Source organism: Qipengyuania aquimaris, assembly GCF_009827445.1.
Taxonomy (GTDB): Bacteria; Pseudomonadota; Alphaproteobacteria; order Sphingomonadales; family Sphingomonadaceae; genus Qipengyuania; species Qipengyuania aquimaris.
In genome coordinates this window covers 1,134,762-1,157,259 of sequence record NZ_WTYI01000001.1, presented here as the reverse complement: position 1 = coordinate 1,157,259, position 22,498 = coordinate 1,134,762, and the positions used below count along the sequence as shown (strand labels likewise).

General features: G+C 61.4%; 21 protein-coding genes. 8 read left to right on the top strand and 13 right to left on the bottom strand.

Features of this window, described 5'->3' with window-relative positions; all coding sequences use genetic code 11:
- Positions 1-133 precede the first annotated feature (133 nt).
- The 5 genes from uvrA (at position 134) to GRI34_RS05610 (ending at position 6,707) form a co-directional block, all read left to right on the top strand.
- Entirely contained in the window at positions 134-3,058 is a 2,925-nt protein-coding gene (gene uvrA / locus GRI34_RS05630; RefSeq protein WP_160595118.1) for an excinuclease ABC subunit UvrA, read from the top strand.
- 236 nt (positions 3,059-3,294) lie between these two features.
- Entirely contained in the window at positions 3,295-3,588 is a 294-nt protein-coding gene (locus GRI34_RS05625; RefSeq protein ID WP_160595117.1) for a hypothetical protein, read from the top strand.
- 276 nt (positions 3,589-3,864) lie between these two features.
- Positions 3,865-5,133 (top strand): AAA family ATPase, encoded by a 1,269-nt coding sequence (locus GRI34_RS05620; RefSeq protein ID WP_160595116.1) that lies wholly within the window; start codon positions 3,865-3,867, stop codon positions 5,131-5,133.
- A gap of 14 nt (positions 5,134-5,147) precedes the next feature.
- Positions 5,148-5,915 (top strand): RloB family protein, encoded by a 768-nt coding sequence (locus GRI34_RS05615; protein ID WP_160595115.1) that lies wholly within the window; start codon positions 5,148-5,150, stop codon positions 5,913-5,915.
- 30 nt (positions 5,916-5,945) lie between these two features.
- Positions 5,946-6,707 carry a hypothetical protein gene (locus GRI34_RS05610; RefSeq protein ID WP_160595114.1) on the top strand — a complete coding sequence of 254 codons (762 nt, stop codon included), beginning with the start codon at positions 5,946-5,948 and terminating at the stop codon, positions 6,705-6,707.
- A 30-nt stretch (positions 6,708-6,737) separates the two neighbouring features.
- Here the strand turns inward: GRI34_RS05610 and GRI34_RS05605 are convergent, their stop codons facing one another.
- Both GRI34_RS05605 and GRI34_RS05600 read right to left on the bottom strand, forming a co-directional pair.
- Positions 6,738-7,250, bottom strand: coding sequence for a septal ring lytic transglycosylase RlpA family protein (locus GRI34_RS05605; protein ID WP_160595113.1), 513 nt, complete (start codon positions 7,248-7,250; stop codon positions 6,738-6,740).
- Between the two features lie 944 nt (positions 7,251-8,194).
- Positions 8,195-9,409: an argininosuccinate synthase gene (locus GRI34_RS05600; protein WP_160595112.1), complete on the bottom strand. Its 1,215-nt coding sequence runs from the start codon at positions 9,407-9,409 to the stop codon at positions 8,195-8,197.
- A gap of 178 nt (positions 9,410-9,587) precedes the next feature.
- Here GRI34_RS05600 and GRI34_RS05595 point away from each other — a divergent pair, with 178 nt between their 5' ends.
- On the top strand, positions 9,588-10,025 hold the full coding sequence (locus GRI34_RS05595) for a DUF1801 domain-containing protein (RefSeq protein WP_160595111.1): 438 nt from the start codon (positions 9,588-9,590) through the stop codon (positions 10,023-10,025).
- Here GRI34_RS05595 and GRI34_RS05590 read toward each other — a convergent pair whose 3' ends face one another.
- The 7 genes from GRI34_RS05590 to rlmN form a co-directional block, all read right to left on the bottom strand.
- Positions 10,026-10,766, bottom strand: a complete 741-nt coding sequence (locus GRI34_RS05590) for a molybdopterin-binding protein (RefSeq protein WP_160595110.1) — start codon at positions 10,764-10,766, stop codon at positions 10,026-10,028.
- Positions 10,756-11,427, bottom strand: a complete 672-nt coding sequence (locus tag GRI34_RS05585) for a cytochrome b/b6 domain-containing protein (RefSeq protein WP_160595109.1) — start codon at positions 11,425-11,427, stop codon at positions 10,756-10,758. Before GRI34_RS05585 ends, GRI34_RS05590 begins: the two co-directional genes overlap by 11 nt.
- Complete coding sequence (locus tag GRI34_RS05580) at positions 11,424-12,191, bottom strand: SDR family oxidoreductase (protein ID WP_160595108.1); 768 nt, start codon at positions 12,189-12,191, stop codon at positions 11,424-11,426. Before GRI34_RS05580 ends, GRI34_RS05585 begins: the two co-directional genes overlap by 4 nt.
- Positions 12,192-12,334: 143 nt before the next feature.
- Positions 12,335-12,718, bottom strand: coding sequence for a glycine zipper 2TM domain-containing protein (locus GRI34_RS05575; protein WP_160595107.1), 384 nt, complete (start codon positions 12,716-12,718; stop codon positions 12,335-12,337).
- Between the two features lie 120 nt (positions 12,719-12,838).
- On the bottom strand, positions 12,839-13,486 hold the full coding sequence (locus GRI34_RS05570) for an MOSC domain-containing protein (RefSeq protein WP_160595106.1): 648 nt from the start codon (positions 13,484-13,486) through the stop codon (positions 12,839-12,841).
- 168 nt (positions 13,487-13,654) lie between these two features.
- A complete protein-coding gene (locus tag GRI34_RS05565) occupies positions 13,655-14,266 on the bottom strand; it encodes a class I SAM-dependent DNA methyltransferase (protein WP_160595105.1) in 612 nt (203 codons plus the stop codon).
- Positions 14,263-15,507: a 23S rRNA (adenine(2503)-C(2))-methyltransferase RlmN gene (gene rlmN / locus GRI34_RS05560; RefSeq protein WP_160595104.1), complete on the bottom strand. Its 1,245-nt coding sequence runs from the start codon at positions 15,505-15,507 to the stop codon at positions 14,263-14,265. The genes GRI34_RS05565 and rlmN overlap by 4 nt, the downstream gene beginning before the upstream one ends.
- A 282-nt stretch (positions 15,508-15,789) precedes the next feature.
- Between rlmN and GRI34_RS05555 the strand changes: the two genes are divergently transcribed.
- The gene (locus tag GRI34_RS05555) at positions 15,790-16,452 is read left to right on the top strand and encodes an outer membrane protein (protein WP_160595103.1); all 663 of its coding nucleotides are present in this window, start codon (positions 15,790-15,792) and stop codon (positions 16,450-16,452) included.
- Between the two features lie 53 nt (positions 16,453-16,505).
- Here the strand turns inward: GRI34_RS05555 and GRI34_RS05550 are convergent, their stop codons facing one another.
- Genes GRI34_RS05550 through GRI34_RS05540 form a run of 3 tightly spaced genes read right to left on the bottom strand, consistent with a single transcriptional unit; the run spans position 16,506 to position 19,430 of the window.
- Entirely contained in the window at positions 16,506-16,994 is a 489-nt protein-coding gene (locus tag GRI34_RS05550; RefSeq protein WP_160595102.1) for an invasion associated locus B family protein, read from the bottom strand.
- Positions 16,987-17,466, bottom strand: coding sequence for a GreA/GreB family elongation factor (locus GRI34_RS05545; RefSeq protein WP_160595101.1), 480 nt, complete (start codon positions 17,464-17,466; stop codon positions 16,987-16,989). The genes GRI34_RS05550 and GRI34_RS05545 overlap by 8 nt, the downstream gene beginning before the upstream one ends.
- Positions 17,467-17,489: 23 nt before the next feature.
- The gene (locus tag GRI34_RS05540) at positions 17,490-19,430 is read right to left on the bottom strand and encodes a lytic transglycosylase domain-containing protein (RefSeq protein WP_234028155.1); all 1,941 of its coding nucleotides are present in this window, start codon (positions 19,428-19,430) and stop codon (positions 17,490-17,492) included.
- A 105-nt stretch (positions 19,431-19,535) separates the two neighbouring features.
- On the opposite strand from GRI34_RS05540, the gene dapA reads away from it, so the two are divergent.
- Positions 19,536-20,417 (top strand): 4-hydroxy-tetrahydrodipicolinate synthase, encoded by an 882-nt coding sequence (gene dapA / locus GRI34_RS05535; RefSeq protein WP_160595099.1) that lies wholly within the window; start codon positions 19,536-19,538, stop codon positions 20,415-20,417.
- 18 nt (positions 20,418-20,435) lie between these two features.
- On the opposite strand, the gene GRI34_RS05530 is transcribed toward dapA, so the two are convergent.
- On the bottom strand, positions 20,436-22,403 hold the full coding sequence (locus GRI34_RS05530) for an alpha/beta hydrolase family protein (RefSeq protein ID WP_325065186.1): 1,968 nt from the start codon (positions 22,401-22,403) through the stop codon (positions 20,436-20,438).
- Positions 22,404-22,498 lie beyond the last annotated feature (95 nt).

Below are 22,498 nucleotides of genomic sequence, written 5' to 3'. Positions count from 1 at the left end.
TTGTATTCGCCAAGGGCCAAACCCACATTTGCGGAACCCCCGCGCTTCTCGTCCGCTGCCCTCAGTGAAGGCCTGGACACCCACAGTCGCGGCCCCTTGACCAAAGCGAACAATTCGGGAACACGCTTCCTTCATGGCACTTACCAAAATCTCCGTACGCGGCGCGCGCGAGCATAATCTCAAGGGCGTGGACATCGACCTTCCGCGCGACAGCCTGATCGTGATCACGGGGCTGTCCGGTTCGGGCAAGTCGAGCCTGGCGTTCGATACCATCTATGCAGAAGGGCAGCGGCGCTATGTGGAGAGCCTCTCCGCTTATGCGCGCCAGTTCCTCGAGATGATGCAGAAGCCTGACGTCGAACATATCGACGGGCTGTCTCCCGCTATCTCGATCGAACAGAAAACCACCAGCCGCAATCCGCGTTCGACCGTGGCGACGGTGACAGAGATTTACGATTACATGCGCCTGCTGTGGGCGCGGGTGGGCGTGCCCTATTCGCCGACCACCGGCCTGCCGATCGAGGCGCAGACGGTCTCCAACATGGTCGACCGGGTCATGGAACTGCCTGAAGGTACCCGGCTCTACCTGCTCGCGCCGGTCGTGCGCGGTCGCAAGGGCGAATACCGCAGGGAACTGGCCGAATGGCAGAAGGCGGGCTTCACCCGCGTGCGCATCGACGGCGAGATGTATCCGATTGAGGAAGCGCCTGCGCTCGACAAGAAATTCAAGCACGACATCGAAGTGGTGGTGGATCGCCTGGCGGTGAAGGAAGGCCTGGAAACGCGCCTGGCCGACAGTTTCGAGACTGCGTTGAAGCTCGCCGATGGGCTCGCCTATGTGGACCTTGCCGATGGCGTCGTGCCCGGGCGTGAGGACGAAGCTGAAGGCGGCGGCGCGATGAAGGGAGCGGGCCTTCCCGCGAACCGGATCGTGTTCTCCGAGCGTTTCAGCTGTCCGGTGTCCGGCTTCACCATCGAGGAAGTAGAGCCGCGCCTGTTCTCCTTCAACGCACCGCAGGGTGCCTGCCCGACCTGCGACGGGATCGGCGAGAAGCAGCTGTTCGACCCGCAGCTGGTCGTGCCCAACGAGGCGCTCAGCCTCAAGAAAGGCGCGGTCGTGCCGTGGGCGAAGAGCAATCCTCCGTCGCCCTATTACATGCAGGTGCTGGCCAGCCTCGCGAAGGAATACGAGTTCGATCTCACCACTCCGTGGGAAGATTTCGACAAGGAAATCCGAGATATCATCCTCTACGGCACCCGCGGCCGGGCCATCCCGCTTACCTTCAAGGACGGGCGCAAGCAGTACACGGTGAAGAAGCCGTTCGAGGGCGTCATCGGCAACCTCAACCGCCGCATGCTCCAGACCGAGAGCGCGTGGATGCGCGAGGAGCTGTCAAAGTTCCAGACCGCGCAGCCGTGCGAGACCTGCCATGGCAAGCGTCTCAACGAGAAGGCGCTGGCGGTGAAGATCGCAGGGACCGACATCGCCACCCCCACCAAGATGAGCGTGGCCGATGCGAAGGACTATTTCCTCAAGCTGCCCGAGGATCTCAACGACACGCAAAGCCAGATCGCCAAGGCCATCCTCAAGGAAATCAACGAGCGGTTGGGCTTCCTCGACAATGTCGGCCTCGACTACCTCAACCTCGACCGCACCAGCGGCACGCTGTCGGGCGGGGAGAGCCAGCGCATCCGCCTCGCATCGCAGATCGGCTCGGGCCTTTCGGGCGTGCTCTACGTGCTGGACGAGCCCAGCATCGGCCTCCACCAGCGCGACAACGACCGGCTGCTCGAAACCCTCAAGCGCCTGCGCGATCTCGGCAACACGGTGATCGTGGTGGAGCATGACGAGGACGCGATCCGCCAGGCGGACCATGTGGTCGACCTCGGCCCGGGCGCTGGCGTGCGCGGGGGCGAGGTGGTTGCGCAGGGCACGCTGAAGCAGGTGCTGCGGAGCAAGAAGTCGCTCACCGCGGACTATCTCACCGGCCGCCGCGAAATCAGCGTTCCGGCCACCCGCCGCAAGGGCAACGGGCACGAGCTTACCGTCCACGGCGCGCGGGCGAACAACCTCAACGACGTGACCGCCTCCATCCCGCTCGGCACCTTCACCTGCATCACCGGCGTCTCGGGCTCGGGCAAGTCGTCCTTCACCATCGACACGCTCTACGCCTCCGCGGCGCGCCAGCTGAACGGCGCGCGCGTGGTCGCGGGCGCGCACGATAAGGTCACCGGCCTCGAATATTGCGACAAGGTGATCGAGATCGACCAGTCGCCCATCGGCCGCACCCCGCGCTCCAATCCGGCGACCTACACCGGCGCCTTCACCCAGATCCGCGACTGGTTCGCGGGCCTCCCCGAAGCGCAGGCGCGCGGGTACAAGCCCGGCCGCTTCAGCTTCAACGTCAAGGGCGGCCGCTGCGAGGCGTGCCAGGGCGACGGCCTGATCAAGATCGAGATGCACTTCCTGCCCGACGTCTACGTCACCTGCGAGGAATGCGGCGGCAAGCGCTACAACCGCGAAACGCTGGAGGTGAAGTTCAAGGGGCACTCCATCGCCGACGTGCTCGACATGACGATCGAGGATGCGGAGGTCTTCTTCAAGGCCGTCCCCCCGATCCGCGACAAGATGCACATGCTGAACGAGGTGGGGCTGGGCTACGTCAAGGTCGGCCAGCAGGCGACCACGCTGTCAGGCGGCGAGGCGCAGCGCGTGAAGCTGGCCAAGGAACTGTCGAAGCGCAGCACCGGCCAGACGCTCTACATCCTCGACGAGCCGACCACGGGCCTCCATTTCGAGGATGTGAGGAAACTCCTCGAAGTGCTGCACCGGCTGGTGGAACAGGGCAATTCGGTGGTGGTGATCGAGCACAATCTCGACGTCATCAAGACCGCCGACCACATCCTGGACCTGGGCCCGGGCGGCGGCGTGCGCGGCGGCGAGATCGTCGCGCAAGGTACGCCGGAGGAAGTGGCCGAGGTGCCGGAGAGCTATACGGGGCAGTATCTCAAGCCGATGCTGGAACGGCAAGCAGCCACCAAGGAAGCGGCGGAGTAAGTGAATATCGCATAGCTAGCGGAGGAGCGCTGGTGCGACGCGCCAGCGTCGCCAAAGCGCAAGCGCGCGTCGCGGCTTATGCCGCGAAGCCAAGCGGCCCGGACGGGCCGCGCCCGGCGTTTGAGGGCGCAAACAAAAAAATACGCCCGAACGAGCCACTCCGCGCGAGGCAGAACCCTTAACCACCCTGTGCTATAGCCAAGCCTTCACACCCGTCAGCTTAAGGAGCGTGGGTTATGAAATGGCTTGCCTTTATCGTCGCCGCAGTGGTCGGCTTCCTGGTCGCTTTCGGCTGGTCGAACAGCGATGAGATCGGGGCGGAGGTGGACCGCAGGCTGGACGAGGACTTCGTCGAGCAATGCGTCGCTCGCGCGCGCTTCCCGGCGCAATTCCAGTCCAAGGCCCCGCAAATCTGCGGCTGCATGAAACGCGAATTCGACCGCCGCGGCTTCAAACTGACCGACGCCTTCGGCGAGGACAATGCGGAGATGCAAACCGTCGTGCAGGGGTGTGCGCGAAACGCGAAGTAAGGGCGGTGCTTGATGGCCGGATCGTCGCGTAAGGCGCGCAGGGAGAGGTCGCGGAAGTGCCGGAAAGCTATACGGGCCAGTACGTGGAACTGATCCTTGAGCGGAAGCTGAAAGCGACACAGTATCGTCATCTCCATCGTCGAAAAGGTGAGATTTTGTTAGGTTGCTGCGAGAGCGTGTAGGCCTCAAACTTAAGGCTTGCCTACAGCCAGAATCTCAAATAACAGCTGTTTTGAGCACAAAATGTGCAGAAATCGCTATTTGTTTGGAGCAACGATGGCCCTCGTCAGGTTTTCAGTCAAAAATTATCTGTCCTTCAAGTGTGAGCAAACGCTTTCGCTTGAGGCCGGAAGGCAAGGCACCGGTAAAAACGGCCGAAGCTTTTCGACAAAACTCAAGCCCGCGCCTAATCTGCTGCATGGCGCTGTTATTTATGGGGCGAATTCTGGAGGCAAAAGCAACCTGATTGCCGCAATGGCAACGATGCGTAGGTTCGTTATGCATTCGGCTTCTGGACAGAAAGGTGACCCAATTCCTGTTTCGCCATATCGGCTCGATACAAAATGCCGAGAAGAACCATCCGAATTCGAAATAATTTTCATCCACAAAGATGTGCTCTACCAGTACGGCTTCTCTGCTGATGCCGAAAAGGTACACGGTGAGTGGTTGTATGAAACGCCATCGGATGGTCGAATTCGTCACATCTTTTCGCGTGACCTCGATACCAGTAGCGGTGATTATGAGTGGTATGTGAATAGTCGAATTCGCGGTGAGAAGAAAGTCTGGCAGGAATCAACTCGAAGTAATTCTCTATTCCTTTCAACTGCTAATCAGTTGAACTCTCAGGACCTAGAGCCTCCTTTTGAATGGCTTAATAGTCATTTTCGCGTCTTTTCAAGTGCGAGAAGTCTTGGTGATGTTAGAACCTCTCAGTATTGTCTTGATGAAGAAAAAAAGGGCAAAGTGGTTGACCTCATTCGATCGGTTGATCCAGAAATTGAAGATTTACGAGTGAAGGAAAGCGAGTTCGATGCTGAAGAATTATTGAAGGACTTCAGTGAGCAAGTACGCGAGTCGATCTTGAGTGAGCTTAAAGGTAAGAAACATTACGACGCGTCTCTAATTCGAAGCGGTACTGACGGGATGCCGATTGAGTTCGCGCTGGAAGAGGAATCCACCGGCAACTCGATCATGTATAGCCTTGCTGGGCCGTGGATCGACACACTTGAAAGCGGATACACGCTGATCATCGACGAACTTGATAGTGGTTTACATCCCTTAGCTTTGAGAGCGCTCGTTAGTTTGTTCTTCAGCAAATCGCACAATACCAGTAACGCGCAGCTCGTTATCACTTGCCATGAAGCGACTCTTCTCCAAGATAATCTCCTAAGAACTGATCAAATTTGGTTCCTAGACAGAAATATCAATGCAGGTTCAGTTTTGTATCCGCTATCTGACTTTAAGCCCCGACAGAATGAATCATTTCTGCGAGGTTACCTTGGTGGTCGCTACCGTGGTATTCCATTGGCTCGGACGAGCCGGTAATGGCCCGCCGACCGATGCAAAAGCGACGTGGACGTCCGCCGGCCACGCTCGGTCGCATTGATAATCTGAAAGAAGGCGAGTCGAGAATACTCATCGCTTGTGAGGGCGAATGCACCGAACCCGAATACTTTGATGGTTTGAGAAGAGAACTACGTTTTTTCGGTTTGGATATTCGTGGCGAGGAATGTGGCAGCGACCCGCTTAGTGTGGTGTTGTATGGAATTGATCAGTTCAAAGAAGACGGTGGTTTCGATGAGCTTTTCTGCTTGGTCGACCGCGACAGTCACCAAACGTTCGCAGCTGCGCTTGAGAAAGTCGCAACAGAGATCGCGGGTGGCTTGCCCATTCGCCTTGTACCTTCATATCCTTGCTTCGAGGTTTGGGGCCTGATGCATTTTGAGCCGTTCCGTAAACCACTTGTCGCAGCAGGGGGGCGAAGCGCTGGCGAAGCGCTGGCGAAGTGGCTTGTCGAGAACTTGCGGACCGTATTGGCGATTATAGGAAAGGGCAAACAGACCTCTGGTCTCAACTTCGTGGGCGTTTACCACAAGCGATTGCCAATTCGCGCGCTGCGCTGGGCATGGCTGAGGCCGACGATGAGAAAAACCCATCGACAGAAATGCACAAGCTCGTCGCGCATTTATTTGAATTATCTGGACAGGACGTGCGGTAGGCCAAGCTCGCCTTTGCCATGTTCGCCAAGGCAAAGCGGAACTTTGGGAATCACTTTTAAGAGGCGAGATCGACTAGCCTGTCCTACTCCCGCGTCTCCTTATAACTAACCCGGTTCACTCCAGCCCATAAGGTGAACCATGAACGCCATCGTCCCGATCGAACCCGCTCCCACTCACGGTCCGCATGGGGAGGGGCGGACGGTGTTGACGCCTTCGCTCCAGGCGGAGTTTCTCAAGAGCCTCCAGCTGTTCGGCAATGTCCGGCTCGCGTGCCGGGCGGCCTCGTGCTCGGCGCAGACGGCCTATCGGGCGCGGCGGCGCTCCTCCGGCTTTGCGCGGGCGTGGGATGCGGCGCTGCTCGCGGCGCGGGCTGCGGCCGAGGCGACGCTCGCCGATCGCGCGATCAACGGGGTGGAGGAGGCGGTCTTCTATCACGGCGAGGAGGTGGCGCGGCGCAGGCGCTATTCCGACCGCCTGCTGCTCGCGCACCTGGCGCGGCTCGACCGGCTCGAGGAAAAGCCCGAAATCGCGGCCGAGCTGGATGTGCTCGACGAGCGGATCGAGGCGCTGGAGCGGGGCGAGGAACTGGCGGCGGCGCGCTCGCCAGGAGAATTGGCCCAGGAGTGTGTTCCACCCGTTCCACTCTGTAGGGAATGCGGGGAGCAATCCGACACGCTGGACGAGGAGGACTTGTGCGCGTGCTGCGTCACCTGGGTGGAGCGGGTGCTGGCGATGCTCGATGCGCGGCCCGCCGATGCGCCGAGCATCGAGGAACAGGCACAGGCGCTGGGGTTGGAGCCTCTCGCGCTGGAGGAGCTGCAGCTATCCGCCTACGAGGGGCGCAGGCGGGAGTGGTGGCTCTTCACCGGAGAGGACGGGAAGGGCGCGTTCGTGTGGTAGCGGCGAGGGGCTGGCGCGGGGGCGCGGTGCCTACTTCACCAGTTCCAGCTCTACCGAGCCGTGACCGCGCTGGACCAGCCCGATCTGCTGGGCGGCGGCGCGGCTGAGGTCGATGGTGCGGCCGTGTGCGTAGGGACCGCGGTCGTTGATGCGCACGATGACCGAAGCCCCCGTGCGCGGGTTGGTGACCTGGACCAGGCTTCCGAAGGGCAGCGTCTTGTGCGCAGCTGTCATGGCGTTCATGTCGAACCGCTCGCCATTGGCGGTGCGGCGGCCGTGGAACCGGCGGCCGTAATAGGAAGCAACCCCGCTGCCGAGCGAGGTCGTGACGGGCTCCACCTCGATCGGGGGATCGAAGGTGTCGAGATCCACCGCCTCCGGCCCCGGCGCAGGCGCAGCGGGCAGGGGGGCGTACTCGGCGAAACTCGCCTGGAATTGGGTGTCGGTTACTGGGGTAAGCTCGCGCTCTTCCGAATGACCGGCGGTGCCGGGCAGCGTCAGTGCTGCAACGAAGAGTGCGCTGCGTAGCGCGCGTTTGGCCATGAATGGACCTCCCGTTCGGTTCGGGAGGATATAGGCGATGCGCCGCGCGGAGTCGTTAACGTGGACGGAAACTGCCTCGTTTTGGCCACGTTTCAACGCGCGGATACGGAGGTGGTCGCGCTTTCCTACTGCATCTGGGGTGTGCCAGGTGGCGTGCATACCAGAGAGCGATTCGGGGGAATTGACGGCTGTTGTTGCCGGATCGCGAGGGAAGGGTGCCGCATAGCAAATGGGGCCGGCATTGCTGCCGACCCCACTCTCACCGATGCGTGGCCGTGTTCCTTCAACCGAAGTTCAAGGGACGCAGACTTGGCATCCGATGTTTTCCCTTCCGTTCCGTCCGAAGACTTCCCTTCCGGTTCTGTCACCGGCGCTCGCACCGGCATCCGGCTCCACCCTCCAATCAGCCCGGTCCAGTCGCGTCGCGGCCGAAGCCGTTCGCTTACTTTCCCCAGCCGACCTTCAACAGGCAGCTCCGCAGCCCGACCTTCCGTTGATGGCCGGAGCCTCAAACGGTTGCATCGCCATCCGGTCCGAAGACCTTGTTGCGACGCCTCCTTCGGCATCCGACCGGGTTGCCCCGGCTCGTAATGGAACGTTACGCGTCTTCGTCATCGACCCGCCTTGCGTCCGGCGTGAGCCTTCGGCACGAGGGTCTCTTAAGTCGCGCGGACAGGTTCCGCTACGTCTTTCCGGTTCCGAATTTCCTAAGTCTTTCAGGTCGTTAGACCGTCGAGACCGGAAGCTTTCTTCGCCGTTCCGATGACTTGAAGCTGCTCCTGATTGTGTGATTCTTCAAGCGCACAAGAGGCGAGTTATCCACTTTCCACACAATTCGCTGTGGAGGGAGGTGGATAAGTCAACCGTTCGTCGCAAAGATTCGAACCCGACTTCGGCTATGCGCGCAATTTTAAGCGCCTACGGACTGGCTGACCGGTAATTCTCTACCGGTCACGCTTGGCCAGCAGGCGAAGTCGCAAGGCATTGAGCTTGATGAAGCCCTCGGCATCCTTCTGGTCGTAGGCGCCTGCGTCATCTTCGAAGGTAACGTGGGCTTCGGAATAGAGCGACTGATCGGACTTCCGCCCGACGACCATTGCGTTGCCCTTGTAGAGCTTCAGCCTGACGGTCCCGTTGACCTTCTCCTGGCTGAGATCGATGGCCGCCTGCAGCATCTCGCGCTCGGGGCTGAACCACAGGCCGTTGTAAACCAGTTCCGCATAGCGCGGCATGAGCTCGTCCTTGAGATGCGCCGCGCCCCGGTCGAGCGTGATCTGCTCAATACCGCGGTGAGCACGGGCGTAAATCTCGCCGCCCGGGGTTTCATACATCCCGCGGCTCTTCATCCCGACAAAGCGGTTTTCGACCAGGTCGAGGCGCCCGATGCCATGCTTGCGTCCCAGCTCGTTGAGGGCGGTCAGCAGGGTAGCGGGGCTCATCGTCTCGCCATTCAACGAAACACCGTCGCCCTTCTTGAAGCCGATCTCGATGTATTCAGGCGTGTCCGGCGCGTCTTCCGGATGATCGGTGCGCGAATAGACGTAGTCGGGTGTCTCTTCCCACGGATCTTCCAGCACCTTGCCCTCACTGGAGGTGTGCAGGAGGTTCGCATCGGTCGAGAAGGGGCTTTCCCCGCGCTTGTCCTTCGGAACGGCGATCTGGTGCTCCTCTGCCCATGCGATGAGCGCCGTGCGGCTCGTGAGGTCCCATTCCCGCCAGGGGGCGATGACCTTGATATCGGGATCAAGCGCGTAGGCGGACAATTCGAAGCGCACCTGGTCGTTGCCCTTGCCGGTCGCTCCGTGGGCGATCGCATCGGCGCCAGTCTCGTGAGCGATCTCCACGAGGCGCTTGGAAATGAGTGGCCGGGCAATCGAGGTGCCGAGGAGATAATCCCCTTCATACCGCGCATTCGCCCGCATCATCGGGAAGACGAAATCGCGGACGAATTCCTCGCGCAGGTCTTCGATGAAGATGTGCTTGTCGGGGATGCCCATCGTGCGCGCCTTTTCGCGAGCAGGTTCGATTTCTTCACCCTGACCGAGGTCGGCCGTGAAGGTGACGACTTCCAACCCGCGCTCCACTTCGAGCCACTTTGCGATGACGGAAGTATCGAGGCCGCCGGAATAGGCCAGGACGACGCGTTTGATATCGGACATTGCAGATGCACCTTGGATTGCTTGGAGGCGCGGCTAGCAGGAGGGTAAGGCGGTAGGCAATCAAGAAGCGCTAAGCCGGGGGAAGCGGCAGGTTTCGCCAAAGATACGGACGCGATGCGGGGAGGGCGGAAGCTGGCCAGGGTTTGGCCGAATTCCTCGTGAGTGATATTGGAGCGCAATGGCAGAAGCAACGACGAAAATCACTGATCGCAAACCCTCGGATTTCCTTGCTTCGGTCGAGCCTGAGCGAAAGCGCGAAGAAGCGGAAGTCCTCGACGATCTTTTCCGCAAGGTCACCGGTATGGAACCCAAGATGTGGGGGCCGTCGATTATCGGTTATGGTGAGTACCACACCACCTATGAAAGCGGTCGCGATGTCCACTGGATGCGAAGTGGATTTAGCCCCCGCAAAGCGAAACATTCGCTCTACCTGATGGGCGGATATTGCGACCCGGAAACCGGCAAGCGCCGCGACGAGCTTCTCGCAAAGCTGGGCAAGTACAAGATCGGCAAGAGCTGCCTCTACATCAACAAGCTCGCCGATGTAGACATGGATGTGCTGGAGGCTCTTCTGCGCAATGACTGGGAAGGCATGGCGCGCAAATACCCGGCGTGATCAGATGCCCGCGTACCATTGGTAGCCGGCGCGGTCTTCCCAATAGCCGCCTTTCCCGCCTGCGATATCATCGAGGCTGGCCACCGCTTCGATGGCGGTGAGATACTTGGCGTGCTTGTATCCAAGCTGGCGTTCGATGCGCATTCGTAGCGGGGCGCCATTGCGGATGGGGAGCGGTTCGCCGTTCAGCTCATGCGCGACGATTGTTTGCGGGTGGTAAGCGTCGATGAGGTCGACGCTCTCGTAATAATCCTGCCCGTTGAGGTTATCCGCGCAGCGGAATACGATGTACTTCGCCTCGGGCCTCAGCTTTGCCGTGTCGAGCAGCAGGGAAAGCTGCGGCCCGGTCCATTCGCCGATCGCACTCCAGCCCTCGACGCAGTCATGGCGCGTTACCTGCGTGCGCTGGGGCAGCTTGCGAATGTTCTCGAGACTGAGCGAAAGCGGGTGTTCGACGAGGCCGCGTACTTCCAGCCGCCAGTCGGCAAAACCTGCTTCGGCCTGGGCCGGGTAGTCACCGTTTTGCGGATCGACCGAACCGTTGCCCCGGAAGAAGGGAGAGATTGCGCTGCGCGGGAACTCGGGGGCGAGCGCTTTTCTGTCCATCAGGAACTCGTGCGCATTCTTGTGCCACTTTTCCGCGGCGCCCAGCAGTTTCGAGCCAGCGTCGCTATCGGCGAACTTGTTGCACCCGGCGACGAACCCGGCACCGAGCACTGCGAGAAACCCCCTACGCTTCATCGATGCGTCCTCCGGTGATCATGTCCCGGATTTGCCGGAAAGGGCCTGCCAGGATGACCAGGGCCAGATGAACGATGAAGAAGCCGAAGATGGCGAACGCAAAGATGAAGTGCAGGCTGCGTGCCGACTGCCTTCCGCCCAGGAGGTCGACCAACCATCCGAGCAGCGGCTCCAGCCCCGGGCTGATCGCCATTCCGGTGAATACCATCATCGGCAGGAAAACGCCCAGCACCAGCCCGTATGCCAGCTTCTGGAGGAAATTGTACTTGCCGTCTCCGTGGTCGAAATCGAGCTTCAGGTGCTGGACGATATCGCGCTTGATGTTCGACCAGCGCCATTCGCGCTTGCTGGTGGCGATGTCGCGCTTGAAATGCCTGTTGAGGAGCATCGCAGCCCACATGAAAAGCAGACCCAGTGCGAACGGCCAGGCGATGAGGATATGCCAGTCGCGTGCAACCGCCAGGCTGTAATAACCGGGGATGGTCATCCAGTCGGGGAAGCGGGGAACTTCGAGCCAGGCCTGCTGGCGGGAAAAGCCCCAGTCGCCCCAGTAGAGCAGGCGGTGGGCATTGGAGATCGTGAGTCCCGACATGAACAGGACGACCACGCAGAACAGGTTCAGCCAGTGCCACAGGCGCGTAGAAAGGGCGTGACGTTTCAAGCCTCGGCTCCCTCTTCCCGCGCGAGGTAGATGACATCCCTGTCCTGTTGCATCAGGTGTTGGCCGCTGTCGATGAAGAGCGTCTGGCCGCTGCCGAGATGACCTTGCGCCAGGAAGACGGAGGCATCGGCAATTTCGTCCGCCCCGGTGCGACGCCGGATCAGGTTCATCCGGTGCGAGCGCTCGGCCTCTTCTTCCGTCTGGTCGTGGCTTGGCAGGATTGCTCCGGGAGCAAGGCCGTATACCCGGTCGTCATCGCGGGTTGCGCCCATGGAAAGCATAGCGATGGTGGCGTCGAGAGCATGCTTGCTCATCGTGTAGCTGAAGAAGTCGGGATTGGGGTTGCGCAACTTCTGGTCGGTGACCTGGATGACGCAGCGCCCATCTTCGGACTTGGCGCCCTTAAGGAAGGCCTGCGCCATACGGGCGGGGGAGCGGGCATTGATCTGCATCGCCCTCTGGTTCGTGTCGGGATCGAGCCCGGTTACATCGTCAGGAGAGAAAGCGGAGGCGGAGTTGACCAGCACCCGCCAATCGTCGTGGCGCTGGGCAAGCTTTTCGATCATTCGAACCGCAGCGTCGCCATCGCGCAGGTCGCAGCAGACCGTTTCCACGCTCGGCAGGCTGTCGGCCAGTTCCTGCGCGGCCCCGTCGGAGCTGTGGTAGTGGATGATGACGTGCCAGCCCTTCGCAGCGAAGGTCTTCACGATGGCGGCCCCGAGCCGCTTTGCGCCACCGGTCACAAGGACGGCAGGCCGGGTCATCGGGAAAGCTCGTCGGATCGATCCATGGTGCCGGTCTGGACCAGCAACGGCTTTGCGATCAAGCCTTTTGCGCCGATGAGGTGCGGACAAGCAAAACGCCGCGAGCCAATGGGCCCGCGGCGCTTGCTGTCATCTCAGGTCTATCAGCGGCAGCGCAGGCTGCCACGGTCGATCTCGCGGCCGACGATTGCGCCCACGGCCCCGCCGAGGATCGCGCCCAGCGTGCGGTCGCCGCGACCGGCGAGTTCATGCCCCGCCAGCGCGCCGACACCTGCACCGATGACAAGACCGGTCGTGCCGTTGTCACGCTTGCAGTAGTAGCGGCCGTCGCGGCCACGCCACATGTAGCTGTCGCGCGTGATGCGGCGCGGCGTGACGTAGTAGCCCTGGTTGTTGTACATCCGGTCCTTGGCGCGCTTGCCGTGAGCCGGAGCCCAGCTGGGCGGGTCGGCGGCTGCCGGAGCGGCGGTTCCGAGGCCGGTCACGGCCATCGTGCCGGCGGCAAAAGCGAGTGCGATCTTCTTCATTGTGCGTCCCCTAATGAGAGTGATTTGTCGCCAGTTTGCGGCGGGGATTACAACCGCGGATGAACAAACGCCTTTAACTCGAAATTAGCGATAAACCGACCGGCGGCCTGCGACGAAATGCTATGATTTCAATCTGCCACGTGCCTTCTCGCGCCACTTTCCGGTGAGCCGGTCGAGCCCGGCAATCGCACACAGCTCGTCCTGATTCGGGTTTGCCGCCGGGTCGTAGAGAGCCGCGAAAACGCGGGCGACGCTCCAGTCGGCATGGCCGTCCTCGACCTTGCGCAATTCGTCGCCCGCCTCGGCCTCGCCTTCCTCGACGACGCGGTAGTACCAGCCGCAATTGTGCGCACCGAGGATGTGAGCGACCATGCCTTTGCGACCGAAGCGATGCTCTATCTTCCAGCATGGCTGGCGTGGTTGGCTGACTTCCAGCAAGGCAGTCCCAAGGCGAAAACGATCGCCGATCAGGACCTCGTCCTCTTTCAGGCCAGCGACCATGAGGTTCTCGCCGAAAGGGGCAGGGCCTGTAAGGAGGGGATGTCCACCCAGTACCTCGTTCCAGGCGTGATAATGGTCAGTCGGATACTGGTGCACCGCCATGTCGATCCCGCCGTGGTGCTTTGTATCGGCGACCATATCCCCTTCAATGCCGAAACTGCGGAAGGTCGCCTTTCCTCCCAGCGGGCGTTTGTCGATGGCGCTGAGTTCCGCGCCGTTGAATGGCTTGGGCAGGCCGATGCAGATCGCATCCACGCGCACGCTCATATCCGGCCCCGCGATCCTACAGAGTGGAACGGGTGAAACACGGTCCAGGGGAGAAAATTCCCGGCACCTTCCAAGCGGCGCATTCCGGTCGTTTTTCGAGGCCGAGGCACGATCATCCACCCCTTCCAGCACAAGGCGCCAAAGTAGGAAAGGGTTCGTGCCCCGCGGTCAATCGTCACCGCGCCGGACAGTCAGGGCATACCAGTCGCGCTGCACGCCGTCGGCCCCTTCGCCGCGATAGCGCACGGCATCGAGGATCGTGAAACCCGCTTCACGGTAACGCTCCTCCAGCCATTCGGGCGAGGGGAGGTTGGTCCATCGACCCAGCGGATCGCGGCCTTCGTCCGGATGCGCCTCGTCGCCCAGCTTGTAATTGGCAAAGTGCAGGCCACCGGGACGCAGAGCGGCGTGGATCAATCGCAGGACAGGCGGAAGATCGGCGCGGGGCAGGTGCAGCAGGCATGCGTGCGCCCAGATCGCATCATAGGCACTTTGCGCATCGAGTTCGGAGAACAGCAGCTTGCGCGCCGGCAGGTCGAAGCGTTCGCGGGTCTTGCGGGCCATGGCCTCGGTCCCGTCGGTAGGATCGACCGCAAACCCGCGTTCGACCATGCGCGCGGAATCCCGGCCACTCCCGCAGCCGAGCTCCAAAATCTCGGCCCCGGATTTCACCCGGTCGAGGAATGCGTCGAGAAAGCGGCTCGGCCCTTGGCCGAATGACAGGGTGTAGCGCGGCGCGTTCGCCTCGTAATAGGCGATCGTGTCCGCGTCCGCGCTCACTCCTGCGCGGCTCCGGCCTCTGCCGCTTCGCGATCACGCTGGGCGCGCGATTTCTTTTCGGCAGTAGTCTTCAGCTGGCCGCAAGCCGCATCGATATCGCGGCCGCGCGGGGTGCGAACGGGTGCGGAAATGCCGTTTTCGAAGACGATGTTCGAGAAAGCGCGCACGCGTTCGGGCGTGGAGCACTCATAGGGCGCGCCGGGCCAGGGGTTGAACGGTATGAGGTTCACCTTGGCGGGAAGGTCGTATTCCTTGATCAGGCGCACCAGTTCGCGCGCGTCGTCGTCGGAATCGTTCTTGTCCTTCAGCATCACGTATTCGAAGGTGATGCGGCGCGCGTTGCTGGCACCCGGATAGGCGGCGCACGCCGCAAGCAGTTCCTCGATGCCGTACTTCTTGTTGATCGGGACGATCTCGTCGCGGACTTCCTTGGTCACTGCGTGGAGCGACACGGCGAGGTTCACGCCGATCTCTTCGCCGCAGCGTTCCATTGCCGGAACGACGCCGCTGGTCGACAGCGTGATGCGGCGCTTGGAGAGGGCCAGGCCTTCACCGTCCATCACCAGCTTCAGTGCGTCGCGCACGTTCTCGAAATTATAGAGCGGTTCGCCCATGCCCATCATGACGATATTCGTCAGCAGGCGGCCGTCTGCGCGGTATTCGGTTTCGTCCGCTTCCTCTGCGAAATCCATCTTGCCCTTGGGCCATTCGCCCAGCGCATCGCGCGCCAGCATGACCTGACCCACGATCTCGCCCGGCGTCAGGTTGCGTACGAGGCGCATGGTGCCGGTGTGGCAGAAGCGGCAGTTGAGCGTGCAGCCCACCTGGCTCGACACGCACAGCGTTCCGCGATCGGCATCGGGGATGAAGACCATTTCGAACTCGTGCCCGTCGGCGGTCTTCAGCAGCCATTTGCGGGTGCCGTCGTTCGAATGCTGGGCTTCGACTATTTCCGGGCGGCCGATAACGAAACGCTCGGTCAGCCAGGGGCGCATCGTCTTGGCGATGTCCGTCATCGCTTCGAAATCGGTGACGCCGCGATGATAGAGCCAGTGAAACACCTGCTTGGAGCGCAGCTTTGCCTGCTTCGCTTCCAGCCCGGCGGTTTCGAACAGTTCGCGGATACGCGCCTTGGGCAGGCCCATCAGATCCACGCGCCCGTCAGGACGCGGCGTGATGTCACGCGCGACAGGAACCGGGTCAACCTGCCCGGGGATGCTCATCAAAGTCGTATCGGCCATGGGAGCGGCGCATATAGGCGCGTGAGGGGTGAAAGGAAAGGGGCGTGCACAATGCAGGATCATGCATCCGGTTTCCGTGAATTCGCCTGCTCCCTGCACCGTTCGTCGAAAATTTTCGCCCGCTGCATTTGGTCGACGGCAGGATGAATTTCGTCGCTAATTTTGTTGCGCACCTGCAACACTTTCTTGTTGTGCGAGGTTAATGAAACGCAAGTGGGAAACTGCCGTTGATCGGGTCCACGCGCCGCACATGGCGCGTCGAAAACAACAATGGAGTTTACTATGAAAAAGGTCGCAACACTTCTGGTCGCCGGTTCGGCAATCGCCATGGCAGCCCCGGCCGCCGCCCAGGACAACTCGCCGTTCACCGGCCCGCGCGTCGAAGTCGTCGGCGGTTACGACGTCAGCAAGGCTGGCAGCTCGATCGATGACGATGTGAACGAAGACAACGACCAGTCGATCGAAGGCGTCGTTTATGGCGTTGGTCTCGGTTACGACTTCAATGCCGGCGGCGTGGTCCTCGGCCTTGAAGGTGAACTGACCGATTCCACTGCAGACGTCGAATTCGACGATGGCGACTTCGAAGGCTTCGGTCTCGGCGATGTGAACGCCGGTCGCGACATCTATGTCGGCGCCCGTGTCGGTGTGCTCGCACAGCCGGACCTTCTGGTCTACGCCAAGGGCGGCTACACGAACGGCCGTTACAACATCAACAGCTCGTTCGACGGTGAAGAATACGCCGCCAAGCTCGACACCGATGGCTATCGCCTGGGTGCCGGCGTCGAATACGCGCTGGATGCGAACACCTTCGCCAAGGTCGAATATCGCTATTCGAACTACAGCGATGCGGAACTCGATTTCGAAGGCGATATTGCCGACGTCGATGTCGGTGAAATCGATACCGACCGTCACCAGGTCATGGTTGGCTTCGGCTACCGTTTCTAATTAAGCCTGTGTGAAGTGAAGGGCCGGTGGCAGCGATGCCATCGGCTCTTTCTTTATCTGAAGCGTCGGCAAGCCAGGGTGGCGGCATCGATTGCCGTGGCGGCGCCTGCGAGTTCGTAGGTGTCGGTGAAGCGGCGGCCATTGGTACCGATCGCCGTGATGCGCATCGACGGTGCCGATCGCATGGCGGCGATGATCGCGGCGTCCATGGCCTTGTCCCGCGCCCAGGCCTTGTTCCCGTCGACGGTCAGGGAAAAGCTCTGGCGGCCGATGCGCAAACTGGCCTGTTTGGCGCGCAGGGGTTGCGACAGGCGCAGGTGGACCTGTCCGCGAATGCTCCGTTTCGGCCAGTGCCCTATCGTAGCGTAGCCGCTCGATGCGGTGCCGTCGCGCGCAGGTTCGGCTGCGGCGATTGCATAGCAACGCGGCACATTGGCGTCGCGAAAGGCGGCCCAGCCGGAAAAGACGCCAAGGCTGTCCTTGGCCGCAAGCGGAGTGGCTGCGGCGATCATCACGGCAAGGGCGGCGGCGATCCTAGTCATAGTCGATGGCGACGACTTCCCATTCCTTCACGCCGGATGGAAGCCTGACCGTGCGCAAATCCCCGACGCTGGCACCCCTCAATGCGCGGGCGAGAGGGCTGGACCAGCCGATCCGGCCCTTGCCTGCGTCCTGCTCGTCGTCGCCGACGAGAGTGACGGTCTTCTCGTTGTCGTCCTCGTCGGCCATGGTCACGCGCGCGCCGAAGAAGGCCTTGCTCTTGTCCGGCTGGTCGGTCGGGGCGATGACCTGTGCGGCCTTCATGCGCCGGGCAAGATGGGCGAGTTCGCGGTCGATCTCGCGCATCTTCTTGCGGCCGTAGAGGTAATCGCCGTTCTCGCTCCGGTCACCATTGCCCGCAGCCCAACTCACGATTTCGACGATCTCCGGGCGTTCCTTGCCAAGGAGATGGTCGTATCGTGCCTTCATGGCGGCATAGCCTGCCGGTGTAATCGGGTTGCTCCGGGTCTGCATCAGGCGGCGAGCCCTAGCGCAGATCAGCGCCCGACGTAATGGCGGATATCGCGCTCGTAAGAGGCGGACTTGTCAGGGTGCAGATTGGCGTAGGTCACCGCGTTCCCGATCACGCGCATGACATAATAGCGCGTTTCGAAATTGGCGGGGATCTGCTCGATCCAGGATACCCAGTCCACGGCTCCGGTGCGTGGGTCGCCGTTCAGGCGCAGCCACTGGTTCACCCGGCCCGGGCCCGCGTTATAGGCCGCAATGGCCAGCGGATACGCGCCGTTATAGCGGTCCATGAGGCGTGCGAAATGCGCGTCGCCAAGGCGGATGTTGTAGCCGGGATCGCCCGTCAGGCTGGCGGACATGTACTGGACGCCGATCTTACCCGCTTCCTCGCGCGCGGTGCCTGGCATCAGCTGCATCATGCCGCGCGCACCGGCGTGGCTGACGCGCGTGCGGTCGAACTCGCTTTCCTGGCGGGCGATGGCGTGAACCATGGTCCAGTTCGCGCCCGAATGCGTCGGCACGGTGGGGAAGCCGAGCCATTCGAAGTCCGCGAAGTCGCGCTCTCCGGCGACCATTCCGGCAACGACCGCCATTTCCTCGAGCCCGGTGTCGCGGGCGAGTTCGGCGACAAGAGCCATTTCGGCAGGCGTTTCTGCATTCTCGGCGATAGCTTCGAAGAAGGCACGCTCGGTCTGCCACGCGCGGCGATTGCGAGCCATTTCGCGCAGGGCGAGCGTCAGCGGCTCGGCATTGAATGCGGCGCGCTGTTCAGCGGTGGGCTGTACGGGAGTGGCCTTGGCAAATTCCTTGATCGTACGGCCGAGTTCGCTGAGCGCCAACTGGCCGTAGTAATATTCCGGATGGCTCGATGCCATTTCCCAGTAACGGCGCGCTTCCTCGCGGTCGCCGGCTTTCGCGGCGGCACGGCCTGCCCAGTAAAAGCCCTTCGCGCGCGTGAGCTGCGTCTTGGCAGCAGCACCATAACGATAGAAGAGCGGGGCGGCCTTGGCGCCGTCACCCATGGACCAGAGCGCCTTCGTTCCGCCGAGCCACATCAGGTCGGTGTATTTGTCGCGCAGCTGGAAAGAGCCTTCGGAAATATCGGTCCCGGGCGCGAAGAGGTCATCGACTTTGCTGGCGATGGCGACGGCCTGAGAGGTTCCCGCGCCCTGGGCGGCACGAAGCGCTTCGGTTACGAAATCAGCGCCGTCGAACGCCGGACTGGATGCAGGCGCACGCGTGGCCAGCAGGTTGATCGCCTGCGGCAGACGACCATTGCTGCGATAATAGCGAGCGAGATTATAGACATAACCGCTATCGTTCATCGCGCCAGACGGCACGGTGAGGCCGATGCTTGCCGGATCGGTGCCCTGGAGGAGCGCAAGGCGCGCCTGCGCCATATCGCGATAGGCGGGCGAGACGCGCACGATCTGGCGTGCAGCCGCTTCCTGCTGGCCCTGCCACAGCAGCGCGTCCATGCGCGCATCGTGATCTTCGGGCGACAGGCGCTGGCCGAACAGCCCCTGCATATAGGCCTCTGCCGGCCCGCTCATCGAACCGCCACGCCATGCTTCGCGCGCAAGATCGAACGCCTCGGGACGGTTCATCGCCGCCAGCGCCAATGCGTAGCGCGCCTTGGCACCATTGGAGAGGGGAGGGTTCTTCTCGAAAAAGGCCACGAGCGATTGCGGCGAGATCGCCTCATTATCGAGAGCGGCCTCGGCCCTGCGCTGGATCAGCGCGGCCTTGGGAAATTCCGGATAAGTCGAGAGGAAGCCTGCGTATTGCGAGAAGGAGAGATCGTCTTCCTTCGTCAGATATTCCCACTGCGACAGCGCCTGCGTCATGCGGGTGGGTTGCTGTGCCACCATGCTGCGTTCGGGTACGGCGATCGTCTGGGCGATTGCGGGGCTCGCCAGTGCAGTACCGGCAAGAAATGCGAACGAAGCGAAAGTTTTATTGGCCATGCTGGACATAGTGCCCGGCCCCTCCTTATCAGGCGCTGAATGAATTGCGGCATGGGTCGCCACAAAGCGTCCCGTTTTCATACCTCTAACGCAGGACTCGCGTAAATGTTCTCTGGCTCAATTCCCGCTCTTGCGACTCCTTTTCGCGACGGATCGTTCGATGAGGCTGCGTTTCGCAAGCTGGTCGACTGGCAGATCGAGAATGGCAGCAAGGGGCTGGTCCCCTGCGGCACGACCGGAGAGGCCTCGACCATCTCCAATGCAGAGCATCACCGGGTCATCGAAGTCTGCATCGAACAGGCCGCCGGACGCGTCCCCGTGATCGCCGGTTGCGGGTCGAACGATACGCGCAACGCTTTGCTCCACATGCAGTTCGCGAAGAAGGCGGGGGCGGCCGCCGGCCTGTGCGTTGCGCCCTATTACAATCGGCCGAGCCAGGCGGGCCTAATCGCCCATTTCAGCTTCCTTGCAGAGAACAGCGATCTTCCGATCGTGCTCTACAACGTGCCCGGTCGAACGGTGACGGATATCGAGGATGACACGGTCTGCGAACTGGTGAACAAATATCCCGACCGCATTGTCGCTATCAAGGATGCGAGCGGCGATTTGTCGCGCGTGGCCGATCACCGCATGGGTATCGGCCGTGATTTCTGCCAGCTTTCCGGTAACGACGAGTTGTGGCTTCCGCACAGCGCAGCCGGCGGGTCGGGTTGCATCTCGGTGACCGCAAATGTCGCGCCCGCGCTTTGCGCAGAATTCCATGACGCAATTGCCGCGGCGGACCTGATCAAGGCGCGCGAAATCAACGATCGCCTCTTCCCGCTGCACTATGCGATGTTCTCGGACGCCAGCCCGGCACCGGTGAAATATGCCCTCAGCCGCGTGCACGACTGGTTCCCGGACGATGTGCGTCTGCCGATCTGCAAGGCCAGCGACGCGAGCCGCAAGGCGGTAGAAGAAGCGCTGGAGCACGCCGGGCTTATCTGACCCGGCGCGCTCCTGGCGTCAGTCGGCAGGGTTATGTTTCTCGACGAAGCCGACTGCCGCTTCCAGCATCTGCTTGCGAGTAGAGGATAGCGAAAGCCAATGGTCTTCGCCTTCGAGCGGGACCAGTACGTAGGGCTTTTTCGCGTCCTTGAGCGCATCCGCCATCCGGTGCGAGTGCACGTAAGGTACGACCGTGTCGTCGCGCCCGTGGATCAGCATGACGGGAGCGGAAGCCTTCGCGGCATTTTTCCAAGGGGAAACTTCGTCCCAGCGTTCTTGCGGTCCAAGCTGAAGTTCCAGGCTTTTTTCGGTTGTGCGGTCTCTCCCGCTGGCTCTCACATCCTCGTAGTACATCTTGCGAATGTCGCTGACGGGAGCGACCGCCACTGCACAGCGGTAAATGTCCTGTTGTAGGGTAACACCTGCCAGCGCGGCATATCCGCCGTAGCTGGCGCCCACAATGCAGGCGCGCTTGGGATCGACAATGCCCGCTTGAGCCAACTTGGCGAGACCATCGGAAATATCGGTCTGCATCGCGCGTCCCCATTCTCCGTAGCCAGCGCGGCGGAAAGCCTGGTTGCGGTTGGTCGAACCGCGGAAGTTGGGTTGGAAGACGGCATAGCCGCGCGATGCAAACGCTTGCGCCCACCAGTGGAAACTGGCCGTGTCATGGCTGTGAGGCCCGCCGTGCGGAAGCATTACGACTGGCAGGTTATTTGGTTCGCGACCCGGGGGAAGGGTAAGGATACCGTCCATTTCCAGGCCGTCGGAAGCAACATAATCGACCGTCGAGATCGCTCCGACTTCATTCGGACCGATCGCCATGCGCTCGTAAGCGAACGCATCCGCTTTCTTCTCGCGCAAATCCACCTTGAACCATGTACCGCTGTCTTGGTTGCCGGAAGTGCGCACTAGAACCCTGCCAAAATCGCTGGTCCATTCCATCATGCGCATGTCGAGATGGGAGAAGGCCGCTCGTACGTCCTTGGCGGTTTTGCTCTTCGCCGGATCCTTGAAGACTGCGACCTTGTTTCCGTCCCCGCGCAGATATCCGGTCAGGTGCCCGGTTAGCCTGTCGAAATAAAGACGATCTACATCTACCTCGTCGAGAAACAACTCGGCAGGGCCACCAGCGAGCGACACATCGTACCAGGTGTTGGTGCCGTCTGCGTCAGCTTGCGAATAGATGACGCTTTGCCCGCCATATCCGAGACCCACCATGCCTGCGCGTCCCGATTCTTGGCGGCCTTCGGCGATGGCGTTGCCGTCCGGTCCCTGGATGGTCCAGCGGCCGCTTTCATTATCGATGTCGAATGTAGCGGCGACATCGCCCTCCGCACCGACGAGCCAGTCCCGCGATTGGCCTTCGCGCGCAGGACCCTTGATCTTCTCTACTGACATATCGGTGACGTCGACACGGTAGAGGAACGGGCGCCCGTGGTCGAACCCGAACGAGGTGCGCGAATTGGTACCCGGATTGCGCTTGAGCACCATCGCCCCGAAATAGGCGTACCAGCGACCATTGACCTGGCGTTTGCCATAATAGCCGAAGATGGCGTCGAGCAGCTCGCGGCGATTGGCGAAGACGACATCACCACTGGTGCCTGAGTTGACCGGTATGATCCGTCCAACCGAAAATTCGTGAAGGTCGGTGGTGAAGTTCATGCCAAGCTTTTCCGTCTGGCTGGAAATCATCAGGACGTGGTCTTCGCCAACCCAATCGATCGAGCGCAGCTTTACATCGCCCACATTCACCGTGCCGAGCAGGTTAGTTTCGGGACCGAAAAACGTAAGCAGCCGCGCGCCGTTCACTGTCATGACGATGGCAACGCGATCGCCTGACGGCGACAAGGCAACGTCCTCCACGTTGGCAAGCTCACCGTACTCGGACAGCGCCACTTCTTTCGGTTGCGTTTGAGCATGCGCCGGATATTGCGCGCCGACAGTAATGGCCAGTGCACACACTAGCCTTCCAATAATATTCACGGTTACGACCCCCTGAAACCAAACTTAGTTATTCGGTGTAGAGAGTATACTTACCCGGCGCAACCGCAGCGCCGAGCTTTCCCTTCACCTTTCCA